Consider the following 25662-nt stretch of genomic DNA (forward strand, 5'->3'; position numbering starts at 1 on the left):
TCACCACTGCGGTTGACTACTAAGTGGGGTCGTAACCCACTTCATCAAGGGGGGCATGAAAAATTTTTTTAGCGCAGAAGCAATAAATTTGCCGAAAAAAGGCACAAAACTACAAAAAATGAATAATCGCCAATCAAAATTAATTCATAAAACCAATTAATAAAGCGCTGTTATTCACATAAAAATTGTAATAAAAAGAAAAGATTACGTGAATGAATCGTTTTTCTGTCGGCGGTAAACTAGCGCGAAGCCACGCACTTTTGCAGCCGTCAAAGAGAAATTTCATGAAATCCGTTTTAACCCTTTCCGCCACCCTGCTTATGGGCCTGCTGTTGAGCAGCGCCGCTCACGCTAACGATCATAAAGTTCTGGGGATGATTGCGATGCCGCGCAACGCAACTAACGATCTCACGCTCAAAATTCCCGTTTGTCGGGTGGTGAAGCGTATTCAACTCACCGCCGATCGAGGCGATATTAACCTTAACGGCGCATCCGTTTACTTCAAAGCTGCGCGCACCTCCAGCCAAAGCCTGAACGTCCCGTCATCCATTAAAGAGGGACAAACCACTAATTGGATCAATATTAATAGCGACAACGACAATAAACGCTGCGTATCCAAAATCACTTTTTCAGGCCAGTCGGTAAACTCCTCTGACATGGCGACGCTTAAAGTCATCGGCGACGACTAATTCCGCCCTTTTATTCAGAAGCCATAGAAAACATGAATGTCACGTATTTGCATGACGACGACCTCGACTTTCTGCAGCATTGCAGTGAGGAACAACTCGCCACGATTACTCGCCTGTTAACGCATAATGAAAAAGGGAAAGCCCGTCTGTCGAGCGTTCTGAGCCACAACGAATTATTTAAATCGATGGAAGGACACCCGGAACAGCACCGCCGCAACTGGCAACTGATCGCCGGCGAACTTCAGCATTATGGTGGCGACAGCATTGCCAATAAACTTCGTGGCCATGGAAAGCTGTATCGGGCGATTTTGCTGGATGTTTCGAAGCGCCTGAAGCTTAAAGCCGACAAAGCGATGCCCACGTATGAAATTGAACAGTATTTGCTGGAACACTTTCTACGGAATGCCTGGCAAAAAATGGATGCGGACCATAAGCAGGAATTTTTGCAGGCCGTTGAGGCAAAAGTCTCTGAACTGGAAGAGTTACTGCCGCTATTAATGAAGGATCGCCATCTGGCGACTGGCGTTGCTCATTTGCTCTCCGGTCAGCTTACGCAGATCCTGCGTACCCATGCCGCAGTTAGCGTCATCGGGCATGGATTGCTACGCGGCGCAGGGCTTGGCGGCCCGGTCGGCGCGGCTTTAAACGGGGTTAAAGCGGTGAGCGGCAGCGCCTATCGCGTGACGATTCCGGCGGTGCTACAAATCGCCTGTCTGCGAAGAATGATCAACAACACACAAGCGTGATGTCCATCACAGGGAAAATAATTCATTTTCCCTTTGTTAGATCATAGACAGTCCGCTTTCCCCTGATTATCATGCCGCGCCCCGAAGACAGTGATCGTTATTCGGGGAAACTATTTCACCATTCAATCAATGATGATTTTGAGGAATTATGGGCAACACTAAGTTGGCTAATCCGGCACCGCTGGGCCTGATGGGCTTTGGCATGACCACCATTCTGCTTAACCTGCATAACGCGGGTTTCTTCGCCTTTGACGTTATTATTCTGGCGATGGGCATTTTCTACGGCGGTATCGCGCAAATTTTTGCCGGGCTGCTGGAATATAAAAAAGGCAACACCTTCGGTTTAACCGCCTTTACCTCCTACGGCTCGTTCTGGCTGACGCTGGTTGCGATCCTGATCATGCCGAAAATGGGCCTGGCGGATGCAACCAACGGCCAGTTCCTGGGCGTATACCTGGGTCTGTGGGGCGTGTTCACACTGTTCATGTTCTTCGGCACGCTGAAAGCTGCGCGTGCGCTGCAGTTTGTCTTCCTGAGCCTGACGGTGCTGTTCGCGCTGCTGGCCGTAGGCAACATTGCAGGTAACGAAGCGATCATCCATGTTGCTGGCTGGGTTGGCTTAGTGTGTGGTGCAAGCGCCATTTACCTGGCGATGGGCGAAGTGCTGAACGAACAGTTTGGCCGTACCATCCTGCCGATTGGTGAAGCGCACTAATCTGACGCTATCCCCCCGGACGGGGGGATATTCCTTACAAGCGCTGTAACTCTCCCTGCACGCTGGTATCGCGATGATAAATATCCTGTCGCAGCCAAATCCCCAGCCCTAACCCCACCAGCGATAACGCCAGTACATACCAGGCAGGAGCCATTGGCGACACGCTCATTAACATCGTCACAGCGATTGGCGTCAGACCACCAAAAATGGCGTACGAAACGTTGTAAGAAAACGAGATGCCGGTAAAGCGGACTTCCGCTGGAAACGCTCGTACCATGACATAAGGCACAGCCCCCACCACGCCAACGCACAAGCCCACCAGCCCATACAACAAGAACAAATGCTGAGGATGGCTACCGGTCAGATGATAGAAAAGCCAGCTCGAACAGGCCAGTAGCAGGCTACCGACAATAAAGGTTTTGCTGGCGCCAACCCGGTCGACAATAAACCCGGCCAGCAGACAACCGACGCACAGCATAATGGTCGCGACACTGTTGGCTTGTAATGTCAATGCTGGCGCAAAGCCATACTGTTTCTGCAGCCAGACTGGCGACATCAGGATCACCACCACGATCCCGGCCGATAACAGCCAGGTCAGCAGCATGGAAATGACCACCGCTTTTTTATGTTTGCTCACCACCGACTTTACCGGTAGCTCTTGCGCCAACGCCTTACGCTGCTGCATTTCGAGGAAGATGGGCGTTTCCTGCAGCCAGCGGCGCAGATACATCGCCACCAGCCCAAACACGCCGCCCAGCAGGAAAGGAATACGCCAGCCGTAGTCATGCACCGCTTGCTGCGTCAGGCTGGTGTTCACCAGCGTTGCAACAACCGACCCCAACAGAATCCCCACAGTAAGCCCGGCAGTCAGCGTGCCGCAGGCGATACCGATGCGACGCTCCGGTACGTGTTCCGCCACGAACACCCACGCCCCCGGCACTTCGCCCCCAATGGCTGCGCCCTGCAAAATGCGCATCAGTAATAACAGTAACGGCGCGAGGATCCCCATTGAGGCATAGGTAGGCAACAAGCCAATCGCCAGCGTCGGTATCGCCATCAACAAAATGCTCAGGGTAAACATTTTCTTGCGTCCGACCAGGTCGCCAAAATGCGCCATAATGATGCCGCCCAATGGACGCGCCAGGTATCCGGCGGCAAAAATGCCGAAAGTTTGAACCTGACGTAGCCATTCAGGGATATCGGCCGGGAAGAAAAGTTCGCCAACAACCGCGGCAAAGAAGACGAAGATAATGAAATCATAAAACTCAAGCGCCCCGCCGAGGGCAGCAAGCGTAAGGGTTTTATAATCCTGGCGATTCAGGGGTCGAGTGTGTTGTGACATAGCAAACCATGAGTCAGTGGAGTAATTGAATATGTCTGTCGATATATGTAAATCAAAAATTACTATATCGTAAACAATTCAATACTCCACCTTCATTGTTACTTATATCACGACCAGGCTACTTTCAGGCATTTGTATCGCGGATCGCGCTTTTAGGGCGAAAAGATGCTACTACTGCCGGTGCAGTCTCGACATAAGGCCCATCTAACAGCTGTATACAATACGGTACACTTGCAAAAATGCCTGGCACGATGACCTTACCATCGGCATCTTTCACGCCTTCCAGCGTTTCTTTGATCGATTTCGGCTGCCCAGGCAGATTCAGGATCAGCGCCTGTTTGCGAATCACGCCAACCTGACGGGAAAGGATTGCGGTTGGCACAAAGTGCAGACTTATCTGGCGCATTTGCTCACCAAAACCAGGCATCTGGCGGTCGGCTACGGCCAGCGTAGCGTCTGGCGTTACGTCGCGACGTGCCGGCCCCGTTCCGCCGGTCGTCAGTACCAGATGACAGCTCATTTCATCAACCAGCTCGCATAAGGTTTGTTCGATGATCGCCTGTTCATCCGGGATCAGCCGTGTTTGCAGCTCAAAAGGGGTTGTTAGGGCTGATGCCAGCCACTCTTCAAGGGCCGGGATACCTTTATCCTGGTAAACGCCGCTGGAAGCACGATCAGAAATGGACACCAGGCCAATGCGTAAAGTATTCATGATTATTCCGTTTAAACAGTCTCGTTAAACAGAATGATACACTGCGAAAGGAAGGACAGACAGGTTTCAGAAGAGGTAGCGTGACCCCTGTCAGGGCCACGCCGAAATGATTACAGCAGATCGCCGATCATTTTTTCCAGTTTGCCCTGGTCTACAGCAAACTTACGGATACCGTCCGCCAGTTTGTCTACAGCCATTGGATCCTGGTTGTGCTGCCACAGGAACTCAGCTTCAGTGATACGTGCAGGACGCGCTTTCACTTCGCCAGAGAAGGACAGTTTACGTTCGATAGCGCCTTCGCTTTCCGCCAGCTCTTTCAGCAGCGCCGGTGCAATCGTCAGACGATCGCAGCCCGCCAGCTCGATGATTTCACCGATGTTACGGAAGCTCGCGCCCATAACTACGGTTTCGTAACCGTGCTGTTTGTAGTACTCGTAGATTTCCGTTACGGAAACCACGCCCGGATCTTCTGCCGGTGCATACTCTTTCTTGTCGGTGTTGGCTTTGTACCAGTCAAGAATACGACCAACGAACGGAGAAATCAGGTATACGCCAGCTTCTGCACAAGCGCGCGCCTGCGCGAAAGAGAACAGCAGAGTCAGGTTACAGTTGATGCCTTCTTTTTCCAGCTGCTCAGCGGCACGAATGCCCTGCCAGGTTGAAGCCAGTTTGATCAGAATGCGATCGTTGCTGATGCCAGCATCGTTGTACAGTTTAATCAGACGTTTTGCTTTCGCGATGGATGCGTCGGTGTCGTAGGACAGGCGAGCGTCAACTTCTGTGGAAATGCGACCCGGGACCAGTTTCAGGATCTCCAGACCAATGTTTACCGCCAGTTTGTCGGTCGCGTCGACGACCTGCTGCGCGCGGTCGTTGCTCTGCTGCTTAGCCCAGGCTACAGCGTCATCAATCAGCTTGCGATATTCCGGGATCTGCGCTGCGTTAAGAATGAGAGAAGGGTTAGTTGTGGCATCCTGAGGCTGATACAGCTTCATTGCCGCGATGTCTCCGGTGTCGGCCACTACTGTGGTGAACTGACGAAGGGAGGTCAATTTGTCCGTCATGATAGTGATTCTCTTTAAACAGCTTGTTAGGGGGATGTAACCGATCTTCCCTGATGATAGCACGACGCACTCTCAGCGCAACCGCCTGTATTGTCCGACCTGCCGCTCAGCCCTGATTACGCAGCTCAAAGCCTGAGATGCGCAATTAAGGGATATACCTGTTGTTATGATAAACTCGCGTAATCAATCTACTTAGAAGGTATATACTGGTCGATAATTGGTAGCGCTTACATGGGATTATTCGCGCTTACCGGCATCAACAAGAGGGATGTTAATGCCTGATTTTTTCGCATTTATTAATGAAATACTCTGGGGCTCGGTAATGATCTACCTCCTGCTTGGCGCAGGATGTTGGTTCACCTGGCGTACGGGGTTCATCCAGTTTCGCTACATTCGCCAGTTTGGCAGAAGTCTTAAAAACAGCATCAGCCCGCAACCGGGCGGTTTAACTTCCTTTCAGGCTTTATGCACCAGTCTTGCCGCGCGGATCGGCAGCGGAAATCTGGCGGGCGTGGCGTTGGCAATCGCCGCAGGCGGCGCGGGAGCCGTTTTCTGGATGTGGGTCTCGGCAGTCATTGGGATGGCAACCTCGTTTGCCGAATGCTCACTTGCGCAACTGTATAAAGAACGCGACAGCAAGGGACAGTTTCGCGGCGGTCCTGCGTGGTATATGGCGCGTGGACTGGGTATGCGCTGGATGGGCGTGCTTTTTGCCATCTTTTTACTCATCGCATATGGACTGATTTTTAACAGCGTGCAGGCAAACTCGGTCTCGCGCGCACTTGCTTTTGCTTTCGATATCCCTCCTCTCTTCTCCGGTATCGCCCTGGCTATCGCATCATTACTGGTCATCGTCGGCGGTATTAAAGGCGTTGCCCGTCTGATGCAATGGTTTGTTCCGGTGATGGCTCTGTTGTGGGTCGGTTGTAGCCTCGTCATCTGCCTTTGGCATTTCGCTCAGCTTCCCGACATTATCATAACCATCGTTAAAAGTGCCTTTGGCTGGCAGGAAGCCGCCGCCGGCGCCGCCGGGTATACGCTAAGCCAGGCCATTGCCAGCGGCTTTCAACGCGGTATGTTCTCGAATGAGGCCGGAATGGGCTCAACCCCGAACGCCGCCGCCTCGGCTGCGTCATGGCCTCCGCATCCTGCGGCACAAGGCATTGTGCAAATGATCGGTGTTTTAGGCGATACGCTGATTCTTTGTACGGCCAGTGCGATGATCGTTCTGCTGGCGGGTAATGGCACCAGTTCTATACCCATTGAAGGCATCCAGTTGCTGCAAAGAGCGATGGTCTCGCTGACGGGTGAATGGGGCGCCGGATTCGTCGCCTTTATTGTGATCCTGTTTGCCTTTAGCTCTATCGTCGCCAACTACATCTATGCGGAAAACAACCTTATTTTCCTGAAGCTGGACAATATCCGGGTAATTTGGCTATTACGTATCGCGACCGTGAGCACCGTTGTCGGCGGCACATTACTCAGCTTCCCGCTGCTCTGGCAACTTGCTGACATCATCATGGCCTGTATGGCCATCACTAACCTGACGGCGATTTTACTGCTCTCACCGGTTGTCCATACCCTCGCCAGCGACTATCTGCGCCAGCGTAAACTCGGGGTGCGCCCGGAATTTGATCCGCGCCGTTATCCTGATATCAGGCAGCAGCTTGCGCCCGAAAGCTGGGATGAAACGCCGCGTGATTAACGCGGCAATCGCAACCATCGATCAATTCTGTCCATTTTTTTGCTAAAGTCGCAGTAAATTTCCTGCAAGGACTGGATATGCTGATTCTGATTTCACCTGCAAAAACGCTCGACTACCAAAGTCCTCTGGCAACCACACGCCACACGCTGCCCGAACTGCTGGATCACTCGCAGCAGCTTATTCACGTGGCGCGACAACTCTCCGCGCCGCAGATTGGCAAGCTGATGGGAATTAGCGACAAGCTGGCGGATCTGAACGCCACCCGTTTCCATGACTGGCAGCCCGATTTCACACCGGAGAATGCGCGTCAGGCTATTCTGGCGTTTAAAGGCGACGTTTATACCGGGCTGCAGGCTGAAACCTTCAGCGAAGCGGATTTTGACTTCGCTCAGCAGCATTTACGCATGTTGTCCGGGCTGTACGGCGTGTTGCGTCCGCTGGATTTGATGCAGCCTTACCGTCTGGAGATGGGCATTCGTCTGGCCAATCCAAAGGGGAAAGATCTTTACCAGTTCTGGGGCGATACCATCACCGACAAACTTAACGAAGCGCTGGAAGCGCAAGGCGACAGCGTGGTGATTAACCTCGCATCAGATGAATATTTTAAATCTGTGAAGCCGAAAAAGCTGAACGCCGAACTTATCAAACCAGTCTTCCTCGATGAGAAGAACGGTAAGTTCAAAGTCATCAGCTTTTATGCCAAAAAAGCGCGTGGCCTGATGAGCCGCTACATCATTGAAAATCGCTTAACTCAGCCAGAGCAACTGACGGCATTTACCAGTGAAGGCTATTTCTTTGATGAAGAAGCGTCAGGGAATGGCGAACTGGTGTTTAAACGCCACGAGCAGTAGTGTACATGCCGGATGGCGGCTAACGCCTTATCCGGCCTACAGGTTTTGCAGGCCCGCTAAGCACAGCGCCAGCGGGCACCACCTTTAACCGCGGGTCATCATCAGCTTACGCAGCGCAGCAAAATCAGCAGGCAGGTGATGAGAGAGCAGCGGCAAATCAGCGCGCTCCGCCAGCTCTTTTGGCAGAGCCAGCGTAAGCTCAAGAATCTCTTCAACGCTTTCCTTAAACTTCGCCGGATGCGCGGTGCCGAGGAACAAGCCATACTCGCCAGGATTCAACTGGTCACGCAGCGCACGGTAAGCCACCGCCGCATGCGGTTCTGAGGTGTACCCCATTTCATGCAGCTCGCGCATCGTATCCTGAGTGGTAGCATCGTCAACGGCGGCATACCCCAGCTCATTCAGACGCCAGATTTTACGGCGGAACAGTTCTTCCACACGCGGCCAGTTGTTCGGCTGGCTGACATCCATCGCGTTGGATAACGTCGCCTGCGTCGCCTTCGGCGCCCACTCGCCTTCTGCAAGGAAGCGTGGAACCGTATCGTTGACGTTGGTCGCCGCAATAAAGCGCTTCACCGGCAAGCCCAGCGATTTCGCCAGCAGTCCGGCGGTCAGATCGCCAAAGTTGCCGCTGGGAACGGAAATAACCAGCTGGTTGCGCGCTTCTTGCGGCAGTTGAGCCACAGCTTCAAAGTAGTAACAGATTTGCGCCAGCAGACGGCTGATATTGATTGAGTTAGCCGAATTCAGCCCCAGCGCTACCTTCAGTTCTTCGTCATCAAACGCCTGTTTCACCAACGCCTGGCAAGCATCAAAATCACCATCAATAGCGACGGTTTCAATGTTACCGCCCAGCGTACAGAACAGTTTTTCCTGTAATGGGCTGATCTTGCCGTTCGGGTAGAGGATCACCACGCGAACGTTCGGCAGACCATAAAACGCATGCGCCACCGCAGCACCGGTATCGCCGGAGGTCGCCGTCAGAATCGTTACCGGTTTGTCGCCGCTGATGTGCGTCAGCATCTGCGCCATAAAGCGCCCGCCAAAGTCTTTAAATGCCAGTGTAGGACCGTGGAACAGCTCCAGACAGCCAATGTCCGCTGCAACCTGAGCAACCGGCGCCGGGAACGCAAACGCCGCGCGTACGCGCTCTTCCAGGATCTCCTGCGAGATCTCGTCGCCAATAAATGCGGAAAGGATCTTAGCGCTGCGGCTAACGAAGTCCTGGTTCAGCATCTCATCCACTTCTGTCAGATTGAATTCCGGCAGATCGTGCGGAAAAAACAACCCCTGATTCTTGCCAAGCCCTTGCGTGACGGCCTGCGCAAAGCTGACCTGTTCGTTATGATCTTTCAGATTATAGAGTTTCATTGATTATCCCAGTACCCGTGCGCCTGCCGTGTCCAACCGGCAAATATGAACAAAGCCTTCCTGATTTTGCAGATAATGTTTAGCCAGCCAGTCTGCAACACGCTGCGCCGTATCCGGCTTATCGCACAAGGCGAACAGCGTCGGTCCTGACCCGGAGATCCCGCTGGCCAACGCGCCGATTTCCGCTACCGCCTGACGCGCCTGGCTGAAGCCTGGCAGCAAGCGGGTACGATACGGCTCAGCGATGACATCTTTCATCAGCTTCGCGGCCAGAAGAGGCTGACGGGAATAGCAGGCATGGATAAACCCTGCCAGATGCCGCCCGTGGGCGATGCAGTCCTGACGGCGATACTGCGCAGGTAAAATGGCCCGCGCTTCCGCCGTCGACACTTTAATCCCCGGATACGCCAGTACCCACAGCCACTCATCAAAGCCTGGCACCTGCTGGCTGATAATGCCGTTTTCTTCGATCATTAACTGCATACCGCCCAAAAAGCACGGGGCAACATTATCGTAATGAATACTGCCGGAGATACGTCCTTCCAGCTCTCCCATGATCGCCAACAGGCGCGTGTCGTTGAGCGGTTTCCCACAGTGCTCGTTCATGGCGACTAACGCCGCCACAACGGAACAGGCGCTGGAACCTAACCCGGAGCCAATCGGCATATTTTTTTCCAGCGTCATTGCCACCGGAACGGTTTTACCCAGCTCCTGACAGAACCGCTCCCAGCACTGATAGACGATATTTTCTCGCGGCTCAGAAGGCAGTTTGTCAGCAAAGCGCCCAAGATTATTCAGACTGAACTGGTCGGCTGGCTCAACAGAGACCACATCACCCAATAGCGAACCGTCTACGGGGGTTACCGCCGCCCCGAGAACATCAAATCCGACGCTCATATTGGCGCTGGAAGCCGGGGCATAAACTCTTACCATGTCAGACTCCTAACTTCCATGAAAGGGTACGTAGCAGGTCGGCAAATACGCCCGCCGCCGTTACGTCATTACCTGCGCCGTATCCGCGCAGCACCAACGGTAACGGCTGATAGTAATGGCTATAGAACGCCAGCGCGTTTTCACCGTTTTTCACTTTGAACAGCGGATCGTTGCCGTCTACTGCATCAATTTTCACGCGACAGACACCGTCTTCTTCAATATTGCCAACATAGCGCAATACTTTCCCCTCATCACGAGCTTTCGCCACGCGCGCGGCAAAGGCGTCATCCAGTTGCGACAACTTCGCCATAAACGCGGGAATATCACCGGAATCATCAAATTCTGTTGGCAGGACCGGTTCAATGACAATGTCAGACAGCTCCAGCTCACGGCCGGTTTCACGGGCCAGGATCAGCAGCTTACGCGCCACATCTGTACCGGAAAGATCATCACGCGGATCGGGCTCGGTATAGCCCAGCTCACGCGCCATAGTGGTCGCCTGCGAGAAGCTCATGCCTTCATCCAGCTTGCCAAAAATAAACGACAGCGAACCGGAAAGGATGCCGGAGAATCGTTGCAGTTCATCGCCTGCGCTGAGCAGGTTTTGCAGGTTTTCAATAACCGGCAAGCCCGCGCCCACGTTGGTGTCGTACAGGAATTTACGTCGCGACTTCGCCGCAGCAAAACGCAGTTGATGGTAGTAATCCATCGACGACGTATTGGCCTTTTTGTTCGGGGTGACCACATGGAAGCCTTCGCGCAGGAAGTCGGCATACTGATCCGCCACCGCCTGGCTTGAGGTACAGTCGACAATCACCGGATTGAGCAGATGATATTCTTTCACCAGACGAATTAAACGCCCAAGGTTGAAAGGCTCTTTCGCACACTCCAGCTCAGACTGCCAGTTTTCCAGATTCAGACCGTGGACGTTGGTCAGCAGTGCCTTCGAGTTCGCCACGCCGCACACGCGCAAATCGATATGCTTGTTTTTCAGCCAGGTTTGCTGACGTTTAAGCTGCTCCAGCAGCGCACCGCCCACCCCACCGACGCCAATCACAAACACTTCAATCACCTGGTCGGTGTTGAACAGCATCTGATGGGTCACGCGTACGCCGGTGGTGGCGTCGTCGTTGTTTACCACCACCGAAATAGAACGCTCAGAAGACCCCTGGGCGATCGCCACGATATTGATGTTCGCGCGAGCCAGCGCGGCAAAGAATTTCGCCGAGATGCCGCGCAACGTGCGCATACCATCGCCAACCACCGAGATGATAGCCAGACGCTCAGTCACCGCCAGCGGCTCCAGCAGACCTTCTTTCAGCTCGAGATAGAATTCATCCTGCATCGCGCGCTGCGCACGCGCGCAGTCGCCCTGCGGGACACAGAAGCTGATGCTGTATTCAGAAGAGGATTGCGTGATCAGCACCACCGAGATGCCTGCACGCGACATCGCGGCGAAAACGCGCGCCGCCATGCCCACCATACCTTTCATTCCTGGGCCGGAGACGCTAAACATCGCCATGTTATTGAGGTTAGAAATGCCTTTTACCGGCAAGTCATCGTCATCACTGCTGGCACCGATCAGCGTACCGGGCGCTTGCGGATTGCCGGTATTTTTAATCAGGCACGGGATCTGGAACTGGGCAATAGGGGTAATGGTGCGCGGATGTAGTACTTTAGCGCCGAAGTAAGAAAGCTCCATCGCTTCCTGATAAGACATCGACTTCAGCAGTCGGGCATCGGGTACCTGACGCGGATCGCAGGTATATACGCCGTCGACATCGGTCCAGATCTCGCAACAGTCCGCACGCAAACAGGCGGCCAGTACGGCGGCGGAGTAGTCAGAGCCATTACGCCCCAGCACCACTAACTCACCTTTTTCATTCCCGGCGGTAAATCCGGCCATCAGAATCATATGGTCCGCTGGAATACGGCTGGCGGCAATGCGGCGCGTAGACTCGGCGATATCAACAGTAGATTCGAGGTAATGGCCAACCGCCAGCAGTTTCTCAACCGGGTCGATGACCGTCACGTTGTGCCCGCGCGCTTCCAGCAGGCCAGCCATGATGGCGATCGACATTTTTTCGCCACGGCAGATAAGCGCGGCATTGATGCTGTCCGGGCACTGCCCCAACAGGCTGATACCGTGCAAGACGTGCTTAATCTGAGCAAATTCTTGTTCAACCAAGGCTTTGAGCGGAGCCAGCGGGAAACCCGCCTGCGCGGCGGCAAGACCAGCTAAAAGCTCTGAGAAAATGCGTTCGGCATCGCTGATGTTGGCTAAAGCATCCTGACCACCGATGGTCTTTTCAATCATCGCCACCAGATGGTTGGTAATTTTGGCAGGGGCAGAGAGAACGGTCGCGACCTGCCCCTGTCTGGCATTGCTTTCCAGAATGTCGGCAACCCGCAGAAATCGCTCTGCATTTGCCACTGATGTACCGCCGAACTTCAACACTCGCATGGTTTACCTCATTGCCTTTGGTCGAAAAAAAAGCCCGCACTGTTTAGGTGCGGGCTTTTTCTTGTGTTTCCTGTACGCGTCAGCCCGCACCGTTACCTGTGGTAATGGTGATGGTTGTGGTAATGGTGATGCTGATGCGTTTCATGATGTTGTGTGCTCTGTAATTATTATCTGTCTGTCTTGTATTCTTTTAGGGTTAAAGTATCTGCTGACCTAAGTCAATAAATTTTTAAATTGATCACATTCCGAAACTTGTTCATGAGCCACTGCTTGCCCTTTTACTTTCAACCAATACAGCATGTCCGACCCACTTGAAACCAAAACAAAAAGCCAATGATAAAACATTAACCAGCATTTTATTTTGTTATGTTTTTTTCTATATCATGTAAAAAACGGTGCAGCATTGCCGTGTCACGCTGCCCTAATAAGCCCATTCGCTGTTGCAGCCAGTCGGTGAGTTTGATGTCGTCAGAAACGTTCAGCGTGGCTAATAAACGTAAAACGCGCGCGCGCAACGCCTGCAACTGAAGTTCATCCGTCACCTCATTATTTTTGGCCGGTTGTTGTATTAAACCTGCTAATTGATAGCAATACACCATCACCGCCTGCCCCAGATTGAGTGAAGGGTAGTCAGCCACCATTGGTACCCCAGTAAGGATATCCGCCAGCGCTAATTCTTCGTTGGTCAGCCCGGAATCTTCGCGCCCAAACACCAGCGCGGCGTGATCCATCCACGCGGATTTTTCCTGCAACAGAGGAACGAGTTCGACCGGCGTGGCGTAATAATGAAACTTCGCCCGACTGCGCGCCGTGGTCGCAACGGTAAAATCAACATCGTGCAACGCTTCGGCTAGCGTTGGAAAAACGCTAATATTATCAATAATGTCGCCCGATCCATGTGCGACCCATCGCGTTGCTGGCTCCAGGTGGGCCTCGCTGTCCACGATCCGCAATTGAGTGAATCCCATGGTCTTCATCGCGCGGGCAGCCGCACCAATATTTTCCGCTCTGGCAGGGGCAACCAGAATAATTGTTAAACGCATTTCGATACTCTTTTGGCCAGTCGGCAGGTAATAATGTGACGCACATCAACATATTACGCAGCGCGAATTTACATATTTTTAACAGAAATCACTGAAAAAGGATTTCGCATCTAATAAAAAATGCTAAACTATTTCCAACCTGTACTATTGCTTTTTATGTTAACAGAAGTTGCATATCCTGCTGTTTATCCATGATAATTTAATTTAAAATGGATAGCATTGGTTGGATTCATTACATTTATTAATTAGCTCGTGCAACTAGTTGTAATATTGCAATTTTGTGATGAAAGCAAACATTTGGATGCGTTGATTTCATCAAACTGTTAACGTGCTACAATTGAACTTGATATATGTCAACGAAGCGTAGTTTTATTGGGTGTCCGGTACGTCTTAGCCTGTTATGTTGCTGTTAAAATGGTTAGGATGACAGCCGTTTTTGACACTGTCGGGTCCAGAGGGAAACTACCCACGACCAAGCTAATGATGTTGTTGACGTTGATGGAAAGTGCATCAAGAACGCAATTACGTACTTTAGTCATGTTACGCCGATCATGTTAATTTACGGCATGCATCAGGCAGGTCAGGGACTTTTGTACTTCCTGTTTCGATTTAGTTGGCAATTTAGGTAGCAAACATGCAGACCCCGCACATTCTTATCGTTGAAGACGAGTTAGTAACACGCAACACGTTGAAAAGCATTTTCGAAGCAGAAGGCTATGATGTATTCGAAGCGACAGATGGCGCGGAAATGCATCAGATTCTCTCTGAATATGACATCAACCTTGTGATTATGGATATCAATCTGCCTGGGAAAAATGGCCTTCTGTTAGCACGCGAACTCCGCGAACAAGCTAACGTTGCGCTGATGTTCCTGACGGGCCGTGATAACGAAGTCGATAAAATTCTCGGCCTCGAAATCGGCGCCGACGATTACATCACCAAACCGTTTAACCCGCGCGAACTGACTATCCGTGCTCGTAACCTGCTGTCGCGTACCATGAATCTGGGTACCGTCAGCGAAGAACGCCGTAGCGTCGAGAGCTACAAGTTCAATGGCTGGGAGCTGGACATCAACAGCCGCTCTCTGATTGGTCCTGATGGCGAGCAGTATAAACTGCCACGCAGCGAATTCCGCGCCATGCTTCACTTCTGTGAGAATCCTGGCAAAATCCAGTCTCGCGCAGAACTGCTGAAAAAAATGACCGGTCGCGAACTGAAGCCACATGACCGTACCGTTGACGTGACTATCCGCCGCATTCGTAAACATTTCGAATCAACGCCGGATACGCCAGAAATCATCGCTACCATCCACGGTGAAGGCTACCGTTTCTGCGGCGACCTGCAGGATTAATTCGATCCTTACATGTATAAAAACGGCGCTTTATGCGCCGTTTTTCATTTCACCGCTCCGCTATTTCCATATACGTAATTCATCACTCTCATCGGGTTGCGGCTCAGGAAGCGCTTTCGACGTTGGTTTTGGCTGCGCCAGCGAGTGCCAGTCAAGATGACGCGTCAGGAACATCACGCCACACAGCGCGAATAACAGCACGCTGGTGCCAAGCAGTAAAGAACTGTCCTGCGAACGGAGCAACACCCACATCACGCCATCCAGCCCCAGCAGCGCTACGGTGAACAAAATACTCTTGCGCCAACCCTGTAATATCGCCTGCAGATATACACCGTTCATCAATGCGCCCACAAGGCTTGCCGTAATCCACGCGGCGGTAAAACCAATGTGTTCTGACAACGCCAGCAGCAACAGATAAAACATCACCAGCGATAACCCCACCAGCAGGTACTGCATCGGGTGCAGTCGAAGGCTGGTCATGCTTTCAAGCACAAAGAAAGACATAAAGGTCAGCACAATCAGCAAAATGGCATATTTTGTCGCCCTGTCCGTCAATTGATATTGATCCGCAGGCGTGGCGACAGCAACGCTAAATGCAGGCATTCCCTCCCAGCCAATCTTTTCGCCGTCAAAGCGTTCGCCGAGGTTATTAGCAAACCAACTGCTTTGCCACTGGGCATTGAATCCAGACTCACTGATTTCGCGCTTAGCCGGAAGAAAATCTCCAAGAAAGTTGGGATGCGGCCAATTGCTGGTTAAGGTCATTTCACTGTTACGGCCAACCGGAACGACGGAGAAGTCGCCGGTTCCGCTCAAATTAAGCGACAGCGCCATGCTGAGATTTTGCGCTGCCCAGCTCGCGTTGGGTAGCGGAATATGGATCCCCTGAGCACGACCCGCCAGACCCGTTCCTGGCTCCACGACCAGCGACGTGCCGTTAACCATGGGGGATTTCACCACGCCGATCCCACGCGCATCCCCCACGCCCACCACTATGAACGGTTTGCCGATACTGACATTAGGATGGTTTAAATCACTCAAACGTTCAGCGTTAAACTCGGCTTTCACCGCCAAATCGTTATGCCAGACCTGGCCTTCATAAATACCAATTTTACGCGCTTCAACGTTTTGGCTTCCCTCGACGACCAACGATTCCGGTAGCCAGAAATGGATATAGCTGCGTTTACGCTGGACCTCTTTCCCCTCTTCCAGCTCGGTATAAAGTTCCGTCACCGGAACGGCAATCAACGGGCCGACCATCTTTTGCGGTCCGCTGGTGCTCTGGCGGATTGCATCTTCAACGTCATGGCGATAGTCCGATCGCTCAACGATTATCTGCCTGACCATTGTCAGGGGAATTAACAGCAACAGCATGGCGCCACCTAAGGTGACGATTTTCCAGAACAGGGGTGATTTCAACATAGCGTTCTCCTTTGCAATACCAGCAAGGTAGAACAGCTATGTGCGGGGAATTTGAAGTTATGTGAAGTGACGGTGAAGCGTAAACGAAGCCTGGGCCCCACCTTCCGGTCGATTGCGTAAGGTCACCGAGCCAGCATGCAGTCGCGCAACCTCACTGACAAACGCCAGTCCCAATCCACTGCTCTTAAGCCCATTTTCACGGGGCAGCGAGTAGAAGCGTTCAAAAATACGCGGCAACGCAAAGTCAGGGATCCCGCTGCCGCTGTCGGTAACCTGCAACGTGACCTGATCCTCGTGCTGATGCGCACTGAGCACAATCGTCCCGTCCTGTGGCGTAAAGTCGATGGCGTTGTCGAGCAAATTCCCCAATGCCTGCTCCAGCAGCGCGGGATCGGCATCAATGCTAAGCGATGAAGGCATAATGGTCAGCGTGATGTTTTTTGCCGCCAGTTGCACGCTCCGGGCCTCTTTAAGCTGGGCAAACAGCGCATCTACCGCCACCGGCGTCAACGTAATGTCCTGGCGATTCTCCAGGCGCGCCTGGCGTAACAAGGTTTCAACCAGCGCCTGCATGCGCGCATTTTGTACCAGAATATTATCGGTAAAACGCGCCACCACGTTCGGCGGCGGGCCTTCGCGCAAAATTTCCGCCGCGCCGCGAATGGCCGCCAGAGGACTTTTGAGTTCATGCGTTAACGCATAAACGTACTGCTCAATATAATTCTTGCCCTCCAGCTTCAGACGCATACTTTCCAGCGCCTGCGCCAGTTTACGTAGCTCACTGCTGCCTAAATCAGGTAGTGGGACGGGGCGATTCTCAGTAACGGAATCGGCATAGCGCGCCAGTCGGGCAATAGAACGGTTGATCCACCATACCATCCCCGCGCCAATCACTAAGGCGATCCCCAGCAATACCGCGCTGGCCCACAGCATCCGCCGTTCACTGCGTTTAATCACCGGCGCCATCGCTGCATTGGGTTTGCCAACGCTAAGCACCCCGATAATACGCCCGCCGTCAACGATCGGCGCGGCAACGTACATTACCGAACTTTCCGGATCGTTCGGATTTTGCAACGTACTGCGGGCGCCATACTGCCCACGCAACGTTAACCACACGTCATTCCAACGGGAATAGTCCTGGCCGAGCGCTTTGTTAGCGGAATCAAACAGCACCTTACCCTGCGCGTCCGTCATATAGACATGGTATTCATTACGCACTTTGTTAATGCCGCTGATATTGGCACGGAATGGGCGGTTATGCAGTTGGGAAAATGCTTGCGCCAGCTTACCGTTGGCGGGAGCGTCAGAGAGTAAATCATCACGCGCCAGCGCAGCCAGCAACGTGGCGGTATCAATCAATGTGCCTTCAGTCGCCCGGCGGACGCCAGGCTTAATTTCCTGCACAAAGATCGACAACACGAACCAGGCGGCAACGGCGACAATCAGGAAATAGCCGAGCAGCAAACGCATACCAATGCGCATCAGACGCTCCTCAGGCTGTATCCCATACCGCGATGCGTATTAATGGGCGAGATATCAGGGTTGATCGCCCGTAGTTTGGCTCGCAGCGTTTTGATGTGGGTATCGACCGTTCTGTCGAAGGTGTCCTGCGCATCGGCCCAGACTAAATCCATCAATTGCTGGCGAGAGTAAATGCGCCCCGGCGACATCAGCAGTGTTTTCAGCAACAGGAATTCATAGCGCGTCAGAGTTAACGGTATACCGAACCAGGTAATCTGCGCGGCCAGCTCATTAAGCTCAAAATCCCCGCAGCGCGTCGTTGTGGAAGGAGAGGCGAATTTTTGCACCCGCCGCAGCAGTGTACGTACGCGGGCGCACACCTCACGCGGCGAGAAGGGTTTGGCAACATAATCATCCGCGCCGATCTCCAGCCCCAGCAGGCGGTCCACTTCATCGCTGCGCGCGGTGAGAAAAAGGATCGGCAGCGCCGGATGACGTTCCAGCAGGCGTCGACACAGCTCAAAACCACTGATATCCGGCAGGCCGACGTCCAGAATTATCGCATCGGGGCATCTCTGGCGCGCATTTTCCAGCACCGGCAGCCCGCGCTCAAACGCTTCTACGCGAAAGCCTTCCTGCTGCAGCATGTAAATAAGCGTATCCGCGATGCCCTGCTCATCCTCAACCAACCAGATCAACGGCTGTTGCATTTTGCTTCCTTGTTATTGCCGCCACGGCATAATGGGCACAGCGCTGATGGCATTTTTGGGCGATCCATCAACCACTTTATCTGAATAGGCCAGATAGGCCAGCGCATTACGTTTTGCGTCATAAAAACGTACGACCTGTAAGGACTTAAACACCAGCGAGGTCCGTTTTTTAAACACCACTTCGCCTTGTGCTTTACCGTTCTTGATTCTGTCGCTCAGTTCCACCGGTCCTACCTGCTGGCAGGAGATAGCGGCATCAGAGGTATCTTCAGCCAGCCCCAACCCACCTTTGATGCCGCCGGTCTTGGCACGACTCACGTAGCAGGTCACATTGGTCACATCCGGATCGTCAAACGCCTCGACCACAATTTTATGGTCCGGTCCAAACATTTTGAACACCGTATCGACAGATCCAATCTGCTCCGCATGGGCGACTTGCGCCAACATCAGCAAAATTGAGGAAATGGCTAAGCTCTTATATTTCATATTGTTACCATTCTTAAAAGTTACTCTGGGTAATTATTCGACATTCTAAGATAAAACGTATACAGATCACAGGATTACAATAATCACGCTTTCGAATGTCCAAAAAAAGCATTTATGAGCAAAAAAAACACTGAATGCTAAAACAACAAAAAATGCTATTATCCTCATACCTGACGTCAGGTACTCGTTGTTGAAAGGATGAGGATATTTTATGGATCAGGCTGGCATTATTCGCGACCTATTAATCTGGCTGGAAGGTCATCTGGATCAGCCTTTGTCGCTTGACAATGTGGCGGCAAAAGCAGGCTATTCCAAGTGGCACCTGCAGAGAATGTTTAAGGACGTGACGGGCCATGCTATTGGCGCCTATATCCGCGCCCGTCGTTTATCGAAATCCGCAGTGGCGCTTCGCCTGACTGCGCGCCCTATTTTGGATATTGCCCTGCAATACCGCTTCGACTCTCAACAAACCTTTACCCGCGCGTTCAAGAAACAGTTTTCTCAGACGCCAGCGCTGTATCGCCGCTCGCCGGAATGGAGCGCTTTTGGTATTCGCCCGCCAATGCGACTCGGTGAATTTGCTATGCCTGCGCACGAGTTTGTGACGCTGGAAGATACGCAACTGCTGGGCACCACGCAAAGCTATTCCTGCTCGCTGGAACAGATTTCAGATTTCCGTCATGAAATGCGTATTCAGTTCTGGCGCGACTTCCTTGGCCATGCGCCTTCAATCCCGCCGGTGCTGTACGGGCTGAACGAAACGCGTCCGAGCATTGAAAAGGACGACGAACAGGAAGTGTTTTACACCACGGCACTGACGCCGGAACAAGCCAATGGCTATGTACCGGCGGCGCAGCCTATCCTGCTGCAGGGCGGCGAGTACGTAATGTTTACCTATGAAGGGCTGGGGACCGGCGTACAGGAGTTTATCCTGACGGTGTACGGCACCTGCATGCCGATGCTAAACCTGACCCGCCGTAAAGGGCAGGATATCGAGCGATACTACCCGGCAGAAGATGCCAAAGCGGGAGATCGCCCGATCAACCTGCGCTGCGAATTCCTGATACCAATTCGCCGCTAACGCTGCAGCTCATCCAACGCAGGGGCGTCCAGATGTGAGATGTCCCCTGCCGTTTCAACCACCCATCCCGGCGCAAGCCATAAACTTTCCTGGTAATCAACGCGGGAAATAGAGCAATTGCGCAGACGCAGGCGACGTTCGGCCCATGCCGGCAATCCCAGAATCGTACTCACCAGGCAGCCCAGCGCGATCCCGTGGCTCACCAACAGTGGGCGGCTCCCCTGCGGAAGGTCCAGGCAGGCTGCCAGCGCCGCGTTGACGCGATCGCTCAACTCCTGCATCGATTCCCCTTCCGGAATACGCCCATCAACCGTACCGTTCACCAACTGACGACGCCAGCCCTCTTCTTCAGCCGTCAGCGTGTCGATATGACGTTTTTCCAGCACGCCCATATTCAGTTCACGCAGCCGGGAGTCATAAGTGATATCACAACCACAAGCCTGAGCGATGATTTCTGCTGTGCGTCGTGTACGACCTAAATCACTACTGATGACATGCGTAATACCCAACGAGCGGGCGCGTTCACCAACCTGCATGGCCTGCTGCTCACCTTTAGCGGTCAGTGGGCTGTCTGACTGGCCTTGAATACGTCGCTCGGCGTTCCACTGCGTTTCACCATGGCGAACAAGGTATACCTGTAACATGCTTTTTTTCCGTTATACTGCGATGCGATGAATTTTCAAACTGAGCTTTATTATGCACAAGGTTATCTCTGCTACCACCAATCCTGCCAAAATTCAGGCAATTCTCCGGGCATTTGAAGAGATTTTCGGGGAAGGATCCTGCCATATCGAACCCGTCGCCGTCGAGAGCGGCGTACCGGAACAGCCTTTTGGAAGCCAGGAAACGCGCACTGGCGCACGAAATCGCGTGGATAATGCGCGCCGCCTGCATCCACAAGCTGATTTCTGGGTAGCCATCGAAGCTGGAATTGACGATGACGCCACTTTCAGTTGGGTGGTGATTGATAACGGCGTTCAGCGCGGTGAAGCGCGATCGGCCACGCTGCCGCTGCCCGCCGTTATTCTCGATAGAGTCCGCCAGGGGGAAGCGCTTGGCCCGGTGATGTCGCAGTACACAGGCATTGATGAGATTGGTCGTAAAGAGGGCGCGATTGGCGTATTTACCGCGGGTAAGCTGACGCGCTCAAGCGTTTACCATCAGGCGGTCATTCTGGCGCTTAGTCCGTTTCATAACGCGGTGTATTTATAGCATTGTGCCGGATGTTCAATCGTAGGCCGGATAAGGCAAAGCCGCATCCGGCGGATCAATTTTTCCCGAGCAGTACCTGCTCCAGCCACTGGCGCAGATCCACCGGCGCGGATTTCAGGCTGTTCGAACCGCGCGTAATGGTGGCGATGCCCGCCCCAAGCTCATTTTTCAGCTCGCGCTGGCTCATCTCGCCGCGCAACAGCTCTTCAATGATACGCACGCGCGTGCCCAACGCTTCGCGCTCATCCGGCGTCAACATCAAATTGAGTAGCGGCAGATGTAAATCTTGCTCATAGGCGTGTTTAAGTAAGTCGACAAAACGTAACCACTCCTGGTGACGCTGTTCTGCCATCTCTGCTGAATAGGGTGATTGCTGAGTCATAAGATATCGCCATCGTTGTGGGGGAAGCGTGCTTGCCTCCCCCTTTTGTACTCTTTAACGAGTACAATAGCATAACACAACCGATACGATCAGTAACGACGTTGCCATTCTGCGTCGCTCATCAGCTCCGGTTTATCGCCAAGGAAATAACGATAGTACGCATCGTAAGCCAGCACATTCTTCACATAACCACGCGTCTCTGAGAACGGAATGCTTTCGACAAACGCCACGGCATCGATCCGACCTGCGCTATTGCCCAGCCAGGTGCGCACGCGCCCCGGTCCGGCGTTATAGGCCGCCGATGCAAAGATGCGGTTATTGCCAAATTGCTGATAAACATACTGCAAATAGCTGGTGCCAATGTTGATGTTGGTATCAGGATCCAGCAGTTGACTCGGACTACTGTAACCCGGAATCGAGAACATTTTCACCGTGTGCGTCGCGGTGCCCGGCATAATCTGCATCAGCCCACTGGCGCCAACCGGCGATTTCACTTTCGGGTTCCAGGCGCTTTCCTGACGCGCGATCGCCATCGCATAACTTGGCGGAATATCTTTCCCACTGGTATAGCGGGTAAACAGATCTTTATAGGCCAGCGGGAAGCGCTCTTCCAGATGATCCCACAGTTTACCGGCGATCGTCGCCTGTACGCTCAGATCCCACCAATGATTGTTAAACGCGTAGCGCGCCAGCTGCGCCTGCTCGGACTTGGTGCGGCTGGTGACCAGATTTGCCCATTCACTGCGCGCGGTATTATCCAGATTCCAATACATCAGCTCGCGTACGCGCGCCATTTCCGGTCCCTGAGTCAGCGCAGAGTCAACGTTCGCTGGCGCTTTATCCACCTTCAGCTCGTACTCTTCACCGAGGCGTTGCGCCGCCACCATCGGGTAGAAACCGCGTTGCTGCATGAGTTGATGCAGGATCTCTTTCGCTTCTGCCTCGCGTCCGCGCTCCAGCAGCAGATCCGCTTGCCAGTAGCGCCACTCGTCTTTTTCTTTTGCATCCATCGGCAGACGCGCCAGCCAGGTATTCAGGCCGCGACGATCGCCAGTTCCCAGCGCCATCCGCACGCGACGCTCCACAAGCGAGGTGGAATTTGAGCGCATAATCGCATCATCACGCCATTTCGCCTGTTCGTCGGTGACGTCATTGCCCATCAGACGCCAGGCGACGATGTCGCGCAGCTCCTGAGTCTGCTCGTCATTTAACTGCTGCGCCTGCACCAAAGAGGGGATCATCAGGCGGGCGTTTTCGACATCCTGACGCGCCACGCTGGCAAAAACCACCGCCGCCATCTGCCGGGTGAAATCCGTTGCACCAGTGGTGCGCGCAAAGGTCATTACGGTGTTTGGATCGTTAGCCAGCGCGATGATTGCCGACGCAATCGTCTGATATTCCCCAGGCATTTGCCCGGCCAGCGCGGTGACCAGCCCCGTATTGCCCGCTTTCATCGCCAGACGAATACGCTCCAGATAAGCCAGCGGATCCTGAGTGCCTGAGGCGCGCCACACGCCGAATAATTTGTCACAGGCGTTCGGCTGACTTTTCCCGGTCAGCCACAGCTCTTTCGCGCCCCGCCAGGCCTCTTCGGTTTGTCCGGTACTCCATTTCGCGAAGTAATAGTTACATTGCGCTTCCGTGGTGCCCGGTTTTTCCGGGCTAAACGCCAGCAGTCCACGCCAGTCTTCCCGTCGCGCCAGTTCATTCACAAAACGCGATTGCAGAGTACGCGCCGGGGGCAGCGTCGGGTTGGCGCGCACAAAATTGGTGACGGTAATGGTCGGCTGATTCATCAGATCGTCAGTAATCTGACGATATTCCAGATAGGGATACAGAGGATAGTTCTTCAGGCCGGGCATCATCTGCTCTACGACATCCATCTGTCGGTTGTCCCAGGCCTGCTTAATTTGCGCATAGCGATTGCGCTGCTCATCCAGGGAATCGGCTCGCGCCACTTGACTGACCGTCAGCAGACATACGCTGGCCGCCAGCAGGCGCCAGGTAAATTGTTTGGCTTTGTCCACAAGCTCTTCCTCTTGTCATGTTACGTCTGTGCAGCATCATGCCGCTTAATTCATTCATGCTAACCAGACATTGCAGAATGCGCCACGTCACGGACACTTTTTTACTTTTGTTGCGAGTGAGATCTGCTGGCTGGGATTGGGCAATGAAAAAGGCTACACTTCGCTTTTGATAACTCTATTCATCACTATAAAAGAGGCGAAGTCCACGTGGCTCAATTCGTTTATACCATGCATCGTGTCGGCAAAGTCGTTCCGCCGAAACGTCATATTCTTAAAAACATCTCACTGAGCTTCTTCCCTGGCGCCAAAATCGGTGTACTCGGTCTGAACGGCGCGGGTAAATCTACCCTGCTGCGCATCATGGCCGGCATTGATACCGAAATCGAAGGCGAAGCTCGCCCACAGCCGGGCATTAAAATCGGCTACCTGCCGCAGGAACCAAAACTGAACCCGGAACACACCGTCCGTGAGTCTGTTGAAGAAGCGGTGGCCGAAGTCGTTAACGCCCTGAAAGGCCTGGATGAAGTGTATGCCAAGTACGCAGAACCGGACGCCGACTTCGATAAACTGGCCGCGCAGCAGGGCAAGTTTGAAGAGATTATTCAGGCGCACGACGGCCATAACCTGAACGTGCAGCTCGAGCGTGCCGCTGACGCCCTGCGTCTGCCGGACTGGGATGCCAAAATCGAGAACCTTTCCGGTGGTGAACGCCGCCGCGTCGCGCTGTGCCGCCTGCTGCTGGAAAAACCAGACATGCTGCTGCTCGACGAACCAACCAACCACCTGGATGCCGAATCCGTCGCCTGGCTGGAACGCTTCCTGCACGACTTCGAGGGTACCGTCGTGGCGATTACCCACGACCGTTACTTCCTCGACAATGTTGCGGGTTGGATTCTGGAGCTGGACCGCGGCGAAGGTATTCCATGGGAAGGCAACTACTCCTCCTGGCTGGAGCAGAAAGATCAGCGTCTGGCGCAGGAAGCTTCTCAGGAAGCCGCTCGTCGTAAATCTATCGAGAAAGAGCTGGAGTGGGTGCGTCAGGGCGCGAAAGGCCGCCAGTCTAAGGGCAAAGCCCGTCTGGCGCGCTTTGAAGAGCTGAATAACACCGAATACCAGAAGCGTAACGAAACCAACGAACTGTTTATTCCACCTGGACCTCGTCTGGGCGATAAAGTCGTTGAGGTCAGCAATCTGCGTAAATCCTACGGCGATCGCGTGCTGATCGACGACCTGAGCTTCTCGGTACCGAAAGGCGCTATCGTCGGCATCATCGGTCCGAACGGCGCGGGTAAATCGACGCTGTTCCGCATGATGTCCGGCCAGGAACAGCCTGACAGCGGCACCATCACGCTGGGCGAAACCGTGAAGCTGGCCTCCGTTGACCAGTTCCGTGACGCAATGGATAACAGCAAAACCGTGTGGGAAGAAGTTTCCGGCGGGCTGGATATCATGAAGATCGGCAACACCGAAATGCCAAGCCGCGCCTACGTAGGCCGCTTTAACTTCAAAGGCGTGGATCAGGGTAAACGCGTGGGCGAACTGTCCGGCGGTGAGCGCGGTCGTCTGCACCTGGCGAAGCTACTGCAGGTTGGCGGCAACATGCTGCTGCTCGATGAACCGACCAACGACCTGGATATCGAAACCCTGCGCGCGCTGGAAAACGCCCTGCTGGAGTTCCCGGGCTGCGCGATGGTTATCTCGCACGACCGTTGGTTCCTCGACCGTATCGCCACCCACATTCTGGACTACCAGGATGAAGGTAAGGTTGAGTTCTTCGAAGGTAACTTTACCGAATACGAAGAGTATAAGAAACGCACGCTGGGCGCCGATGCTCTGGAGCCGAAGCGTATCAAGTACAAGCGTATTTCTAAGTAATTACCGTTAAGCGCCGTATC

At 53.4% G+C, this 25662-nt stretch carries 25 protein-coding genes and 1 other annotated feature; of the genes, 9 read left to right on the forward strand and 16 right to left on the reverse strand.

The features are described from left to right. Window positions 1–284: 284 nt before the first annotated feature. The 3 genes from M4I31_RS20110 (at window position 285) to satP (ending at window position 2150) form a co-directional block, all read left to right on the forward strand. A complete protein-coding gene (locus tag M4I31_RS20110) occupies window positions 285–689 on the forward strand; it encodes a DUF2541 family protein (RefSeq protein WP_085048343.1) in 405 nt (134 codons plus the stop codon). A 32-nt stretch (window positions 690–721) separates the two neighbouring features. Next, window positions 722–1435 (forward strand): acidic protein MsyB, encoded by a 714-nt coding sequence (gene msyB, locus M4I31_RS20115; RefSeq protein WP_038637060.1) that lies wholly within the window; start codon window positions 722–724, stop codon window positions 1433–1435. A gap of 148 nt (window positions 1436–1583) precedes the next feature. Next, window positions 1584–2150 carry an acetate uptake transporter gene (gene satP / locus M4I31_RS20120; RefSeq protein WP_006686623.1) on the forward strand — a complete coding sequence of 189 codons (567 nt, stop codon included), beginning with the start codon at window positions 1584–1586 and terminating at the stop codon, window positions 2148–2150. Between the two features lie 34 nt (window positions 2151–2184). Here satP and M4I31_RS20125 read toward each other — a convergent pair whose 3' ends face one another. The 3 genes from M4I31_RS20125 to tal all read right to left on the reverse strand — a co-directional run bounded on the left by M4I31_RS20125 (window position 2185) and on the right by tal (window position 5268). Then, complete coding sequence (locus tag M4I31_RS20125) at window positions 2185–3492, reverse strand: MFS transporter (RefSeq protein ID WP_038637058.1); 1308 nt, start codon at window positions 3490–3492, stop codon at window positions 2185–2187. A gap of 124 nt (window positions 3493–3616) precedes the next feature. Beyond that, window positions 3617–4204, reverse strand: a complete 588-nt coding sequence (gene mog / locus M4I31_RS20130) for a molybdopterin adenylyltransferase (RefSeq protein ID WP_003018973.1) — start codon at window positions 4202–4204, stop codon at window positions 3617–3619. 110 nt (window positions 4205–4314) lie between these two features. Continuing rightward, window positions 4315–5268 (reverse strand): transaldolase, encoded by a 954-nt coding sequence (tal, locus tag M4I31_RS20135; RefSeq protein WP_005124064.1) that lies wholly within the window; start codon window positions 5266–5268, stop codon window positions 4315–4317. 274 nt (window positions 5269–5542) lie between these two features. Between tal and M4I31_RS20140 the strand changes: the two genes are divergently transcribed. Together M4I31_RS20140 and yaaA are read left to right on the forward strand one after the other, a co-directional pair. After that, a complete protein-coding gene (locus M4I31_RS20140) occupies window positions 5543–6973 on the forward strand; it encodes a sodium:alanine symporter family protein (protein ID WP_085048344.1) in 1431 nt (476 codons plus the stop codon). 77 nt (window positions 6974–7050) lie between these two features. Continuing rightward, window positions 7051–7824, forward strand: a complete 774-nt coding sequence (yaaA, locus tag M4I31_RS20145) for a peroxide stress protein YaaA (RefSeq protein WP_085048345.1) — start codon at window positions 7051–7053, stop codon at window positions 7822–7824. Window positions 7825–7908: 84 nt separating this feature from the next. Here the strand turns inward: yaaA and thrC are convergent, their stop codons facing one another. The 6 genes from thrC to yjjY all read right to left on the reverse strand — a co-directional run bounded on the left by thrC (window position 7909) and on the right by yjjY (window position 14174). Continuing rightward, window positions 7909–9195, reverse strand: coding sequence for a threonine synthase (thrC, locus tag M4I31_RS20150; RefSeq protein ID WP_069324092.1), 1287 nt, complete (start codon window positions 9193–9195; stop codon window positions 7909–7911). A gap of 3 nt (window positions 9196–9198) precedes the next feature. After that, entirely contained in the window at window positions 9199–10128 is a 930-nt protein-coding gene (thrB, locus tag M4I31_RS20155; RefSeq protein WP_038637046.1) for a homoserine kinase, read from the reverse strand. Window position 10129: 1 nt separating this feature from the next. Continuing rightward, window positions 10130–12592 carry a bifunctional aspartate kinase/homoserine dehydrogenase I gene (thrA, locus tag M4I31_RS20160; RefSeq protein ID WP_085048346.1) on the reverse strand — a complete coding sequence of 821 codons (2463 nt, stop codon included), beginning with the start codon at window positions 12590–12592 and terminating at the stop codon, window positions 10130–10132. 23 nt (window positions 12593–12615) lie between these two features. Then, window positions 12616–12742 (reverse strand) — a sequence feature (Thr leader region). Beyond that, window positions 12672–12737, reverse strand: coding sequence for a thr operon leader peptide (thrL, locus tag M4I31_RS20165; protein ID WP_032337689.1), 66 nt, complete (start codon window positions 12735–12737; stop codon window positions 12672–12674). Its footprint overlaps the feature before it by 66 nt. A 206-nt stretch (window positions 12743–12948) precedes the next feature. Next, on the reverse strand, window positions 12949–13635 hold the full coding sequence (locus M4I31_RS20170; RefSeq protein ID WP_085048347.1) for a tRNA/rRNA methyltransferase: 687 nt from the start codon (window positions 13633–13635) through the stop codon (window positions 12949–12951). Between the two features lie 398 nt (window positions 13636–14033). Further along, entirely contained in the window at window positions 14034–14174 is a 141-nt protein-coding gene (yjjY, locus tag M4I31_RS20175; protein WP_042998021.1) for a protein YjjY, read from the reverse strand. A 95-nt stretch (window positions 14175–14269) separates the two neighbouring features. Here yjjY and arcA point away from each other — a divergent pair, with 95 nt between their 5' ends. Beyond that, on the forward strand, window positions 14270–14986 hold the full coding sequence (arcA, locus tag M4I31_RS20180) for a two-component system response regulator ArcA (RefSeq protein WP_001194359.1): 717 nt from the start codon (window positions 14270–14272) through the stop codon (window positions 14984–14986). 60 nt (window positions 14987–15046) lie between these two features. On the opposite strand, the gene creD is transcribed toward arcA, so the two are convergent. The 4 genes from creD to creA are packed head-to-tail and all read right to left on the reverse strand — an operon-like array spanning window position 15047 to window position 19065. Then, a complete protein-coding gene (gene creD / locus M4I31_RS20185) occupies window positions 15047–16408 on the reverse strand; it encodes a cell envelope integrity protein CreD (protein WP_085048348.1) in 1362 nt (453 codons plus the stop codon). A 57-nt stretch (window positions 16409–16465) separates the two neighbouring features. Further along, window positions 16466–17890, reverse strand: a complete 1425-nt coding sequence (creC, locus tag M4I31_RS20190; protein ID WP_085048349.1) for a two-component system sensor histidine kinase CreC — start codon at window positions 17888–17890, stop codon at window positions 16466–16468. Beyond that, window positions 17890–18579: a two-component system response regulator CreB gene (gene creB / locus M4I31_RS20195; RefSeq protein WP_085048350.1), complete on the reverse strand. Its 690-nt coding sequence runs from the start codon at window positions 18577–18579 to the stop codon at window positions 17890–17892. The genes creC and creB overlap by 1 nt, the downstream gene beginning before the upstream one ends. Window positions 18580–18591: 12 nt before the next feature. After that, window positions 18592–19065 carry a protein CreA gene (gene creA / locus M4I31_RS20200; protein WP_038637033.1) on the reverse strand — a complete coding sequence of 158 codons (474 nt, stop codon included), beginning with the start codon at window positions 19063–19065 and terminating at the stop codon, window positions 18592–18594. Between the two features lie 211 nt (window positions 19066–19276). On the opposite strand from creA, the gene robA reads away from it, so the two are divergent. Then, entirely contained in the window at window positions 19277–20146 is an 870-nt protein-coding gene (gene robA, locus M4I31_RS20205; RefSeq protein ID WP_061382877.1) for an MDR efflux pump AcrAB transcriptional activator RobA, read from the forward strand. Here robA and gpmB read toward each other — a convergent pair. Beyond that, the gene (gene gpmB, locus M4I31_RS20210; protein WP_069324097.1) at window positions 20143–20790 is read right to left on the reverse strand and encodes a 2,3-diphosphoglycerate-dependent phosphoglycerate mutase GpmB; all 648 of its coding nucleotides are present in this window, start codon (window positions 20788–20790) and stop codon (window positions 20143–20145) included. The genes robA and gpmB overlap by 4 nt on opposite strands. A gap of 52 nt (window positions 20791–20842) precedes the next feature. Here gpmB and yjjX point away from each other — a divergent pair, with 52 nt between their 5' ends. After that, window positions 20843–21358, forward strand: coding sequence for an inosine/xanthosine triphosphatase (yjjX, locus tag M4I31_RS20215; protein WP_038637026.1), 516 nt, complete (start codon window positions 20843–20845; stop codon window positions 21356–21358). Between the two features lie 55 nt (window positions 21359–21413). Here yjjX and trpR read toward each other — a convergent pair whose 3' ends face one another. Beyond that, window positions 21414–21740, reverse strand: a complete 327-nt coding sequence (gene trpR, locus M4I31_RS20220; protein WP_003837292.1) for a trp operon repressor — start codon at window positions 21738–21740, stop codon at window positions 21414–21416. Window positions 21741–21829: 89 nt separating this feature from the next. Then, window positions 21830–23767 carry a murein transglycosylase gene (gene sltY / locus M4I31_RS20225; RefSeq protein WP_085048351.1) on the reverse strand — a complete coding sequence of 646 codons (1938 nt, stop codon included), beginning with the start codon at window positions 23765–23767 and terminating at the stop codon, window positions 21830–21832. 207 nt (window positions 23768–23974) lie between these two features. Between sltY and ettA the strand changes: the two genes are divergently transcribed. Next, entirely contained in the window at window positions 23975–25642 is a 1668-nt protein-coding gene (gene ettA / locus M4I31_RS20230; RefSeq protein WP_038637020.1) for an energy-dependent translational throttle protein EttA, read from the forward strand. The last annotated feature ends 20 nt before the right edge of the window (window positions 25643–25662 follow it).

The sequence above is a fragment of the Citrobacter sp. XT1-2-2 genome (assembly GCF_023516235.1).
Taxonomy (GTDB): Bacteria; Pseudomonadota; Gammaproteobacteria; order Enterobacterales; family Enterobacteriaceae; genus Citrobacter; species Citrobacter werkmanii.

What these genes read in the sequence shown, in the direction of transcription:
- M4I31_RS20110 (WP_085048343.1), top strand. Translation starts at nt 285, where the DNA reads ATGAAATCCGTTTTAACCCTTTCCGCCACCCTGCTTATGGGCCTGCTG.
- msyB (WP_038637060.1), top strand. Translation starts at nt 722, where the DNA reads ATGAATGTCACGTATTTGCATGACGACGACCTCGACTTTCTGCAGCAT.
- satP (WP_006686623.1), top strand. Translation starts at nt 1,584, where the DNA reads ATGGGCAACACTAAGTTGGCTAATCCGGCACCGCTGGGCCTGATGGGC.
- M4I31_RS20125 (WP_038637058.1), bottom strand. Translation starts at nt 3,492, where the DNA reads ATGTCACAACACACTCGACCCCTGAATCGCCAGGATTATAAAACCCTT.
- mog (WP_003018973.1), bottom strand. Translation starts at nt 4,204, where the DNA reads ATGAATACTTTACGCATTGGCCTGGTGTCCATTTCTGATCGTGCTTCC.
- tal (WP_005124064.1), bottom strand. Translation starts at nt 5,268, where the DNA reads ATGACGGACAAATTGACCTCCCTTCGTCAGTTCACCACAGTAGTGGCC.
- M4I31_RS20140 (WP_085048344.1), top strand. Translation starts at nt 5,543, where the DNA reads ATGCCTGATTTTTTCGCATTTATTAATGAAATACTCTGGGGCTCGGTA.
- yaaA (WP_085048345.1), top strand. Translation starts at nt 7,051, where the DNA reads ATGCTGATTCTGATTTCACCTGCAAAAACGCTCGACTACCAAAGTCCT.
- thrC (WP_069324092.1), bottom strand. Translation starts at nt 9,195, where the DNA reads ATGAAACTCTATAATCTGAAAGATCATAACGAACAGGTCAGCTTTGCG.
- thrB (WP_038637046.1), bottom strand. Translation starts at nt 10,128, where the DNA reads ATGGTAAGAGTTTATGCCCCGGCTTCCAGCGCCAATATGAGCGTCGGA.
- thrA (WP_085048346.1), bottom strand. Translation starts at nt 12,592, where the DNA reads ATGCGAGTGTTGAAGTTCGGCGGTACATCAGTGGCAAATGCAGAGCGA.
- M4I31_RS20170 (WP_085048347.1), bottom strand. Translation starts at nt 13,635, where the DNA reads ATGCGTTTAACAATTATTCTGGTTGCCCCTGCCAGAGCGGAAAATATT.
- yjjY (WP_042998021.1), bottom strand. Translation starts at nt 14,174, where the DNA reads ATGACTAAAGTACGTAATTGCGTTCTTGATGCACTTTCCATCAACGTC.
- arcA (WP_001194359.1), top strand. Translation starts at nt 14,270, where the DNA reads ATGCAGACCCCGCACATTCTTATCGTTGAAGACGAGTTAGTAACACGC.
- creD (WP_085048348.1), bottom strand. Translation starts at nt 16,408, where the DNA reads ATGTTGAAATCACCCCTGTTCTGGAAAATCGTCACCTTAGGTGGCGCC.
- creC (WP_085048349.1), bottom strand. Translation starts at nt 17,890, where the DNA reads ATGCGCATTGGTATGCGTTTGCTGCTCGGCTATTTCCTGATTGTCGCC.
- creB (WP_085048350.1), bottom strand. Translation starts at nt 18,579, where the DNA reads ATGCAACAGCCGTTGATCTGGTTGGTTGAGGATGAGCAGGGCATCGCG.
- creA (WP_038637033.1), bottom strand. Translation starts at nt 19,065, where the DNA reads ATGAAATATAAGAGCTTAGCCATTTCCTCAATTTTGCTGATGTTGGCG.
- robA (WP_061382877.1), top strand. Translation starts at nt 19,277, where the DNA reads ATGGATCAGGCTGGCATTATTCGCGACCTATTAATCTGGCTGGAAGGT.
- gpmB (WP_069324097.1), bottom strand. Translation starts at nt 20,790, where the DNA reads ATGTTACAGGTATACCTTGTTCGCCATGGTGAAACGCAGTGGAACGCC.
- yjjX (WP_038637026.1), top strand. Translation starts at nt 20,843, where the DNA reads ATGCACAAGGTTATCTCTGCTACCACCAATCCTGCCAAAATTCAGGCA.
- trpR (WP_003837292.1), bottom strand. Translation starts at nt 21,740, where the DNA reads ATGACTCAGCAATCACCCTATTCAGCAGAGATGGCAGAACAGCGTCAC.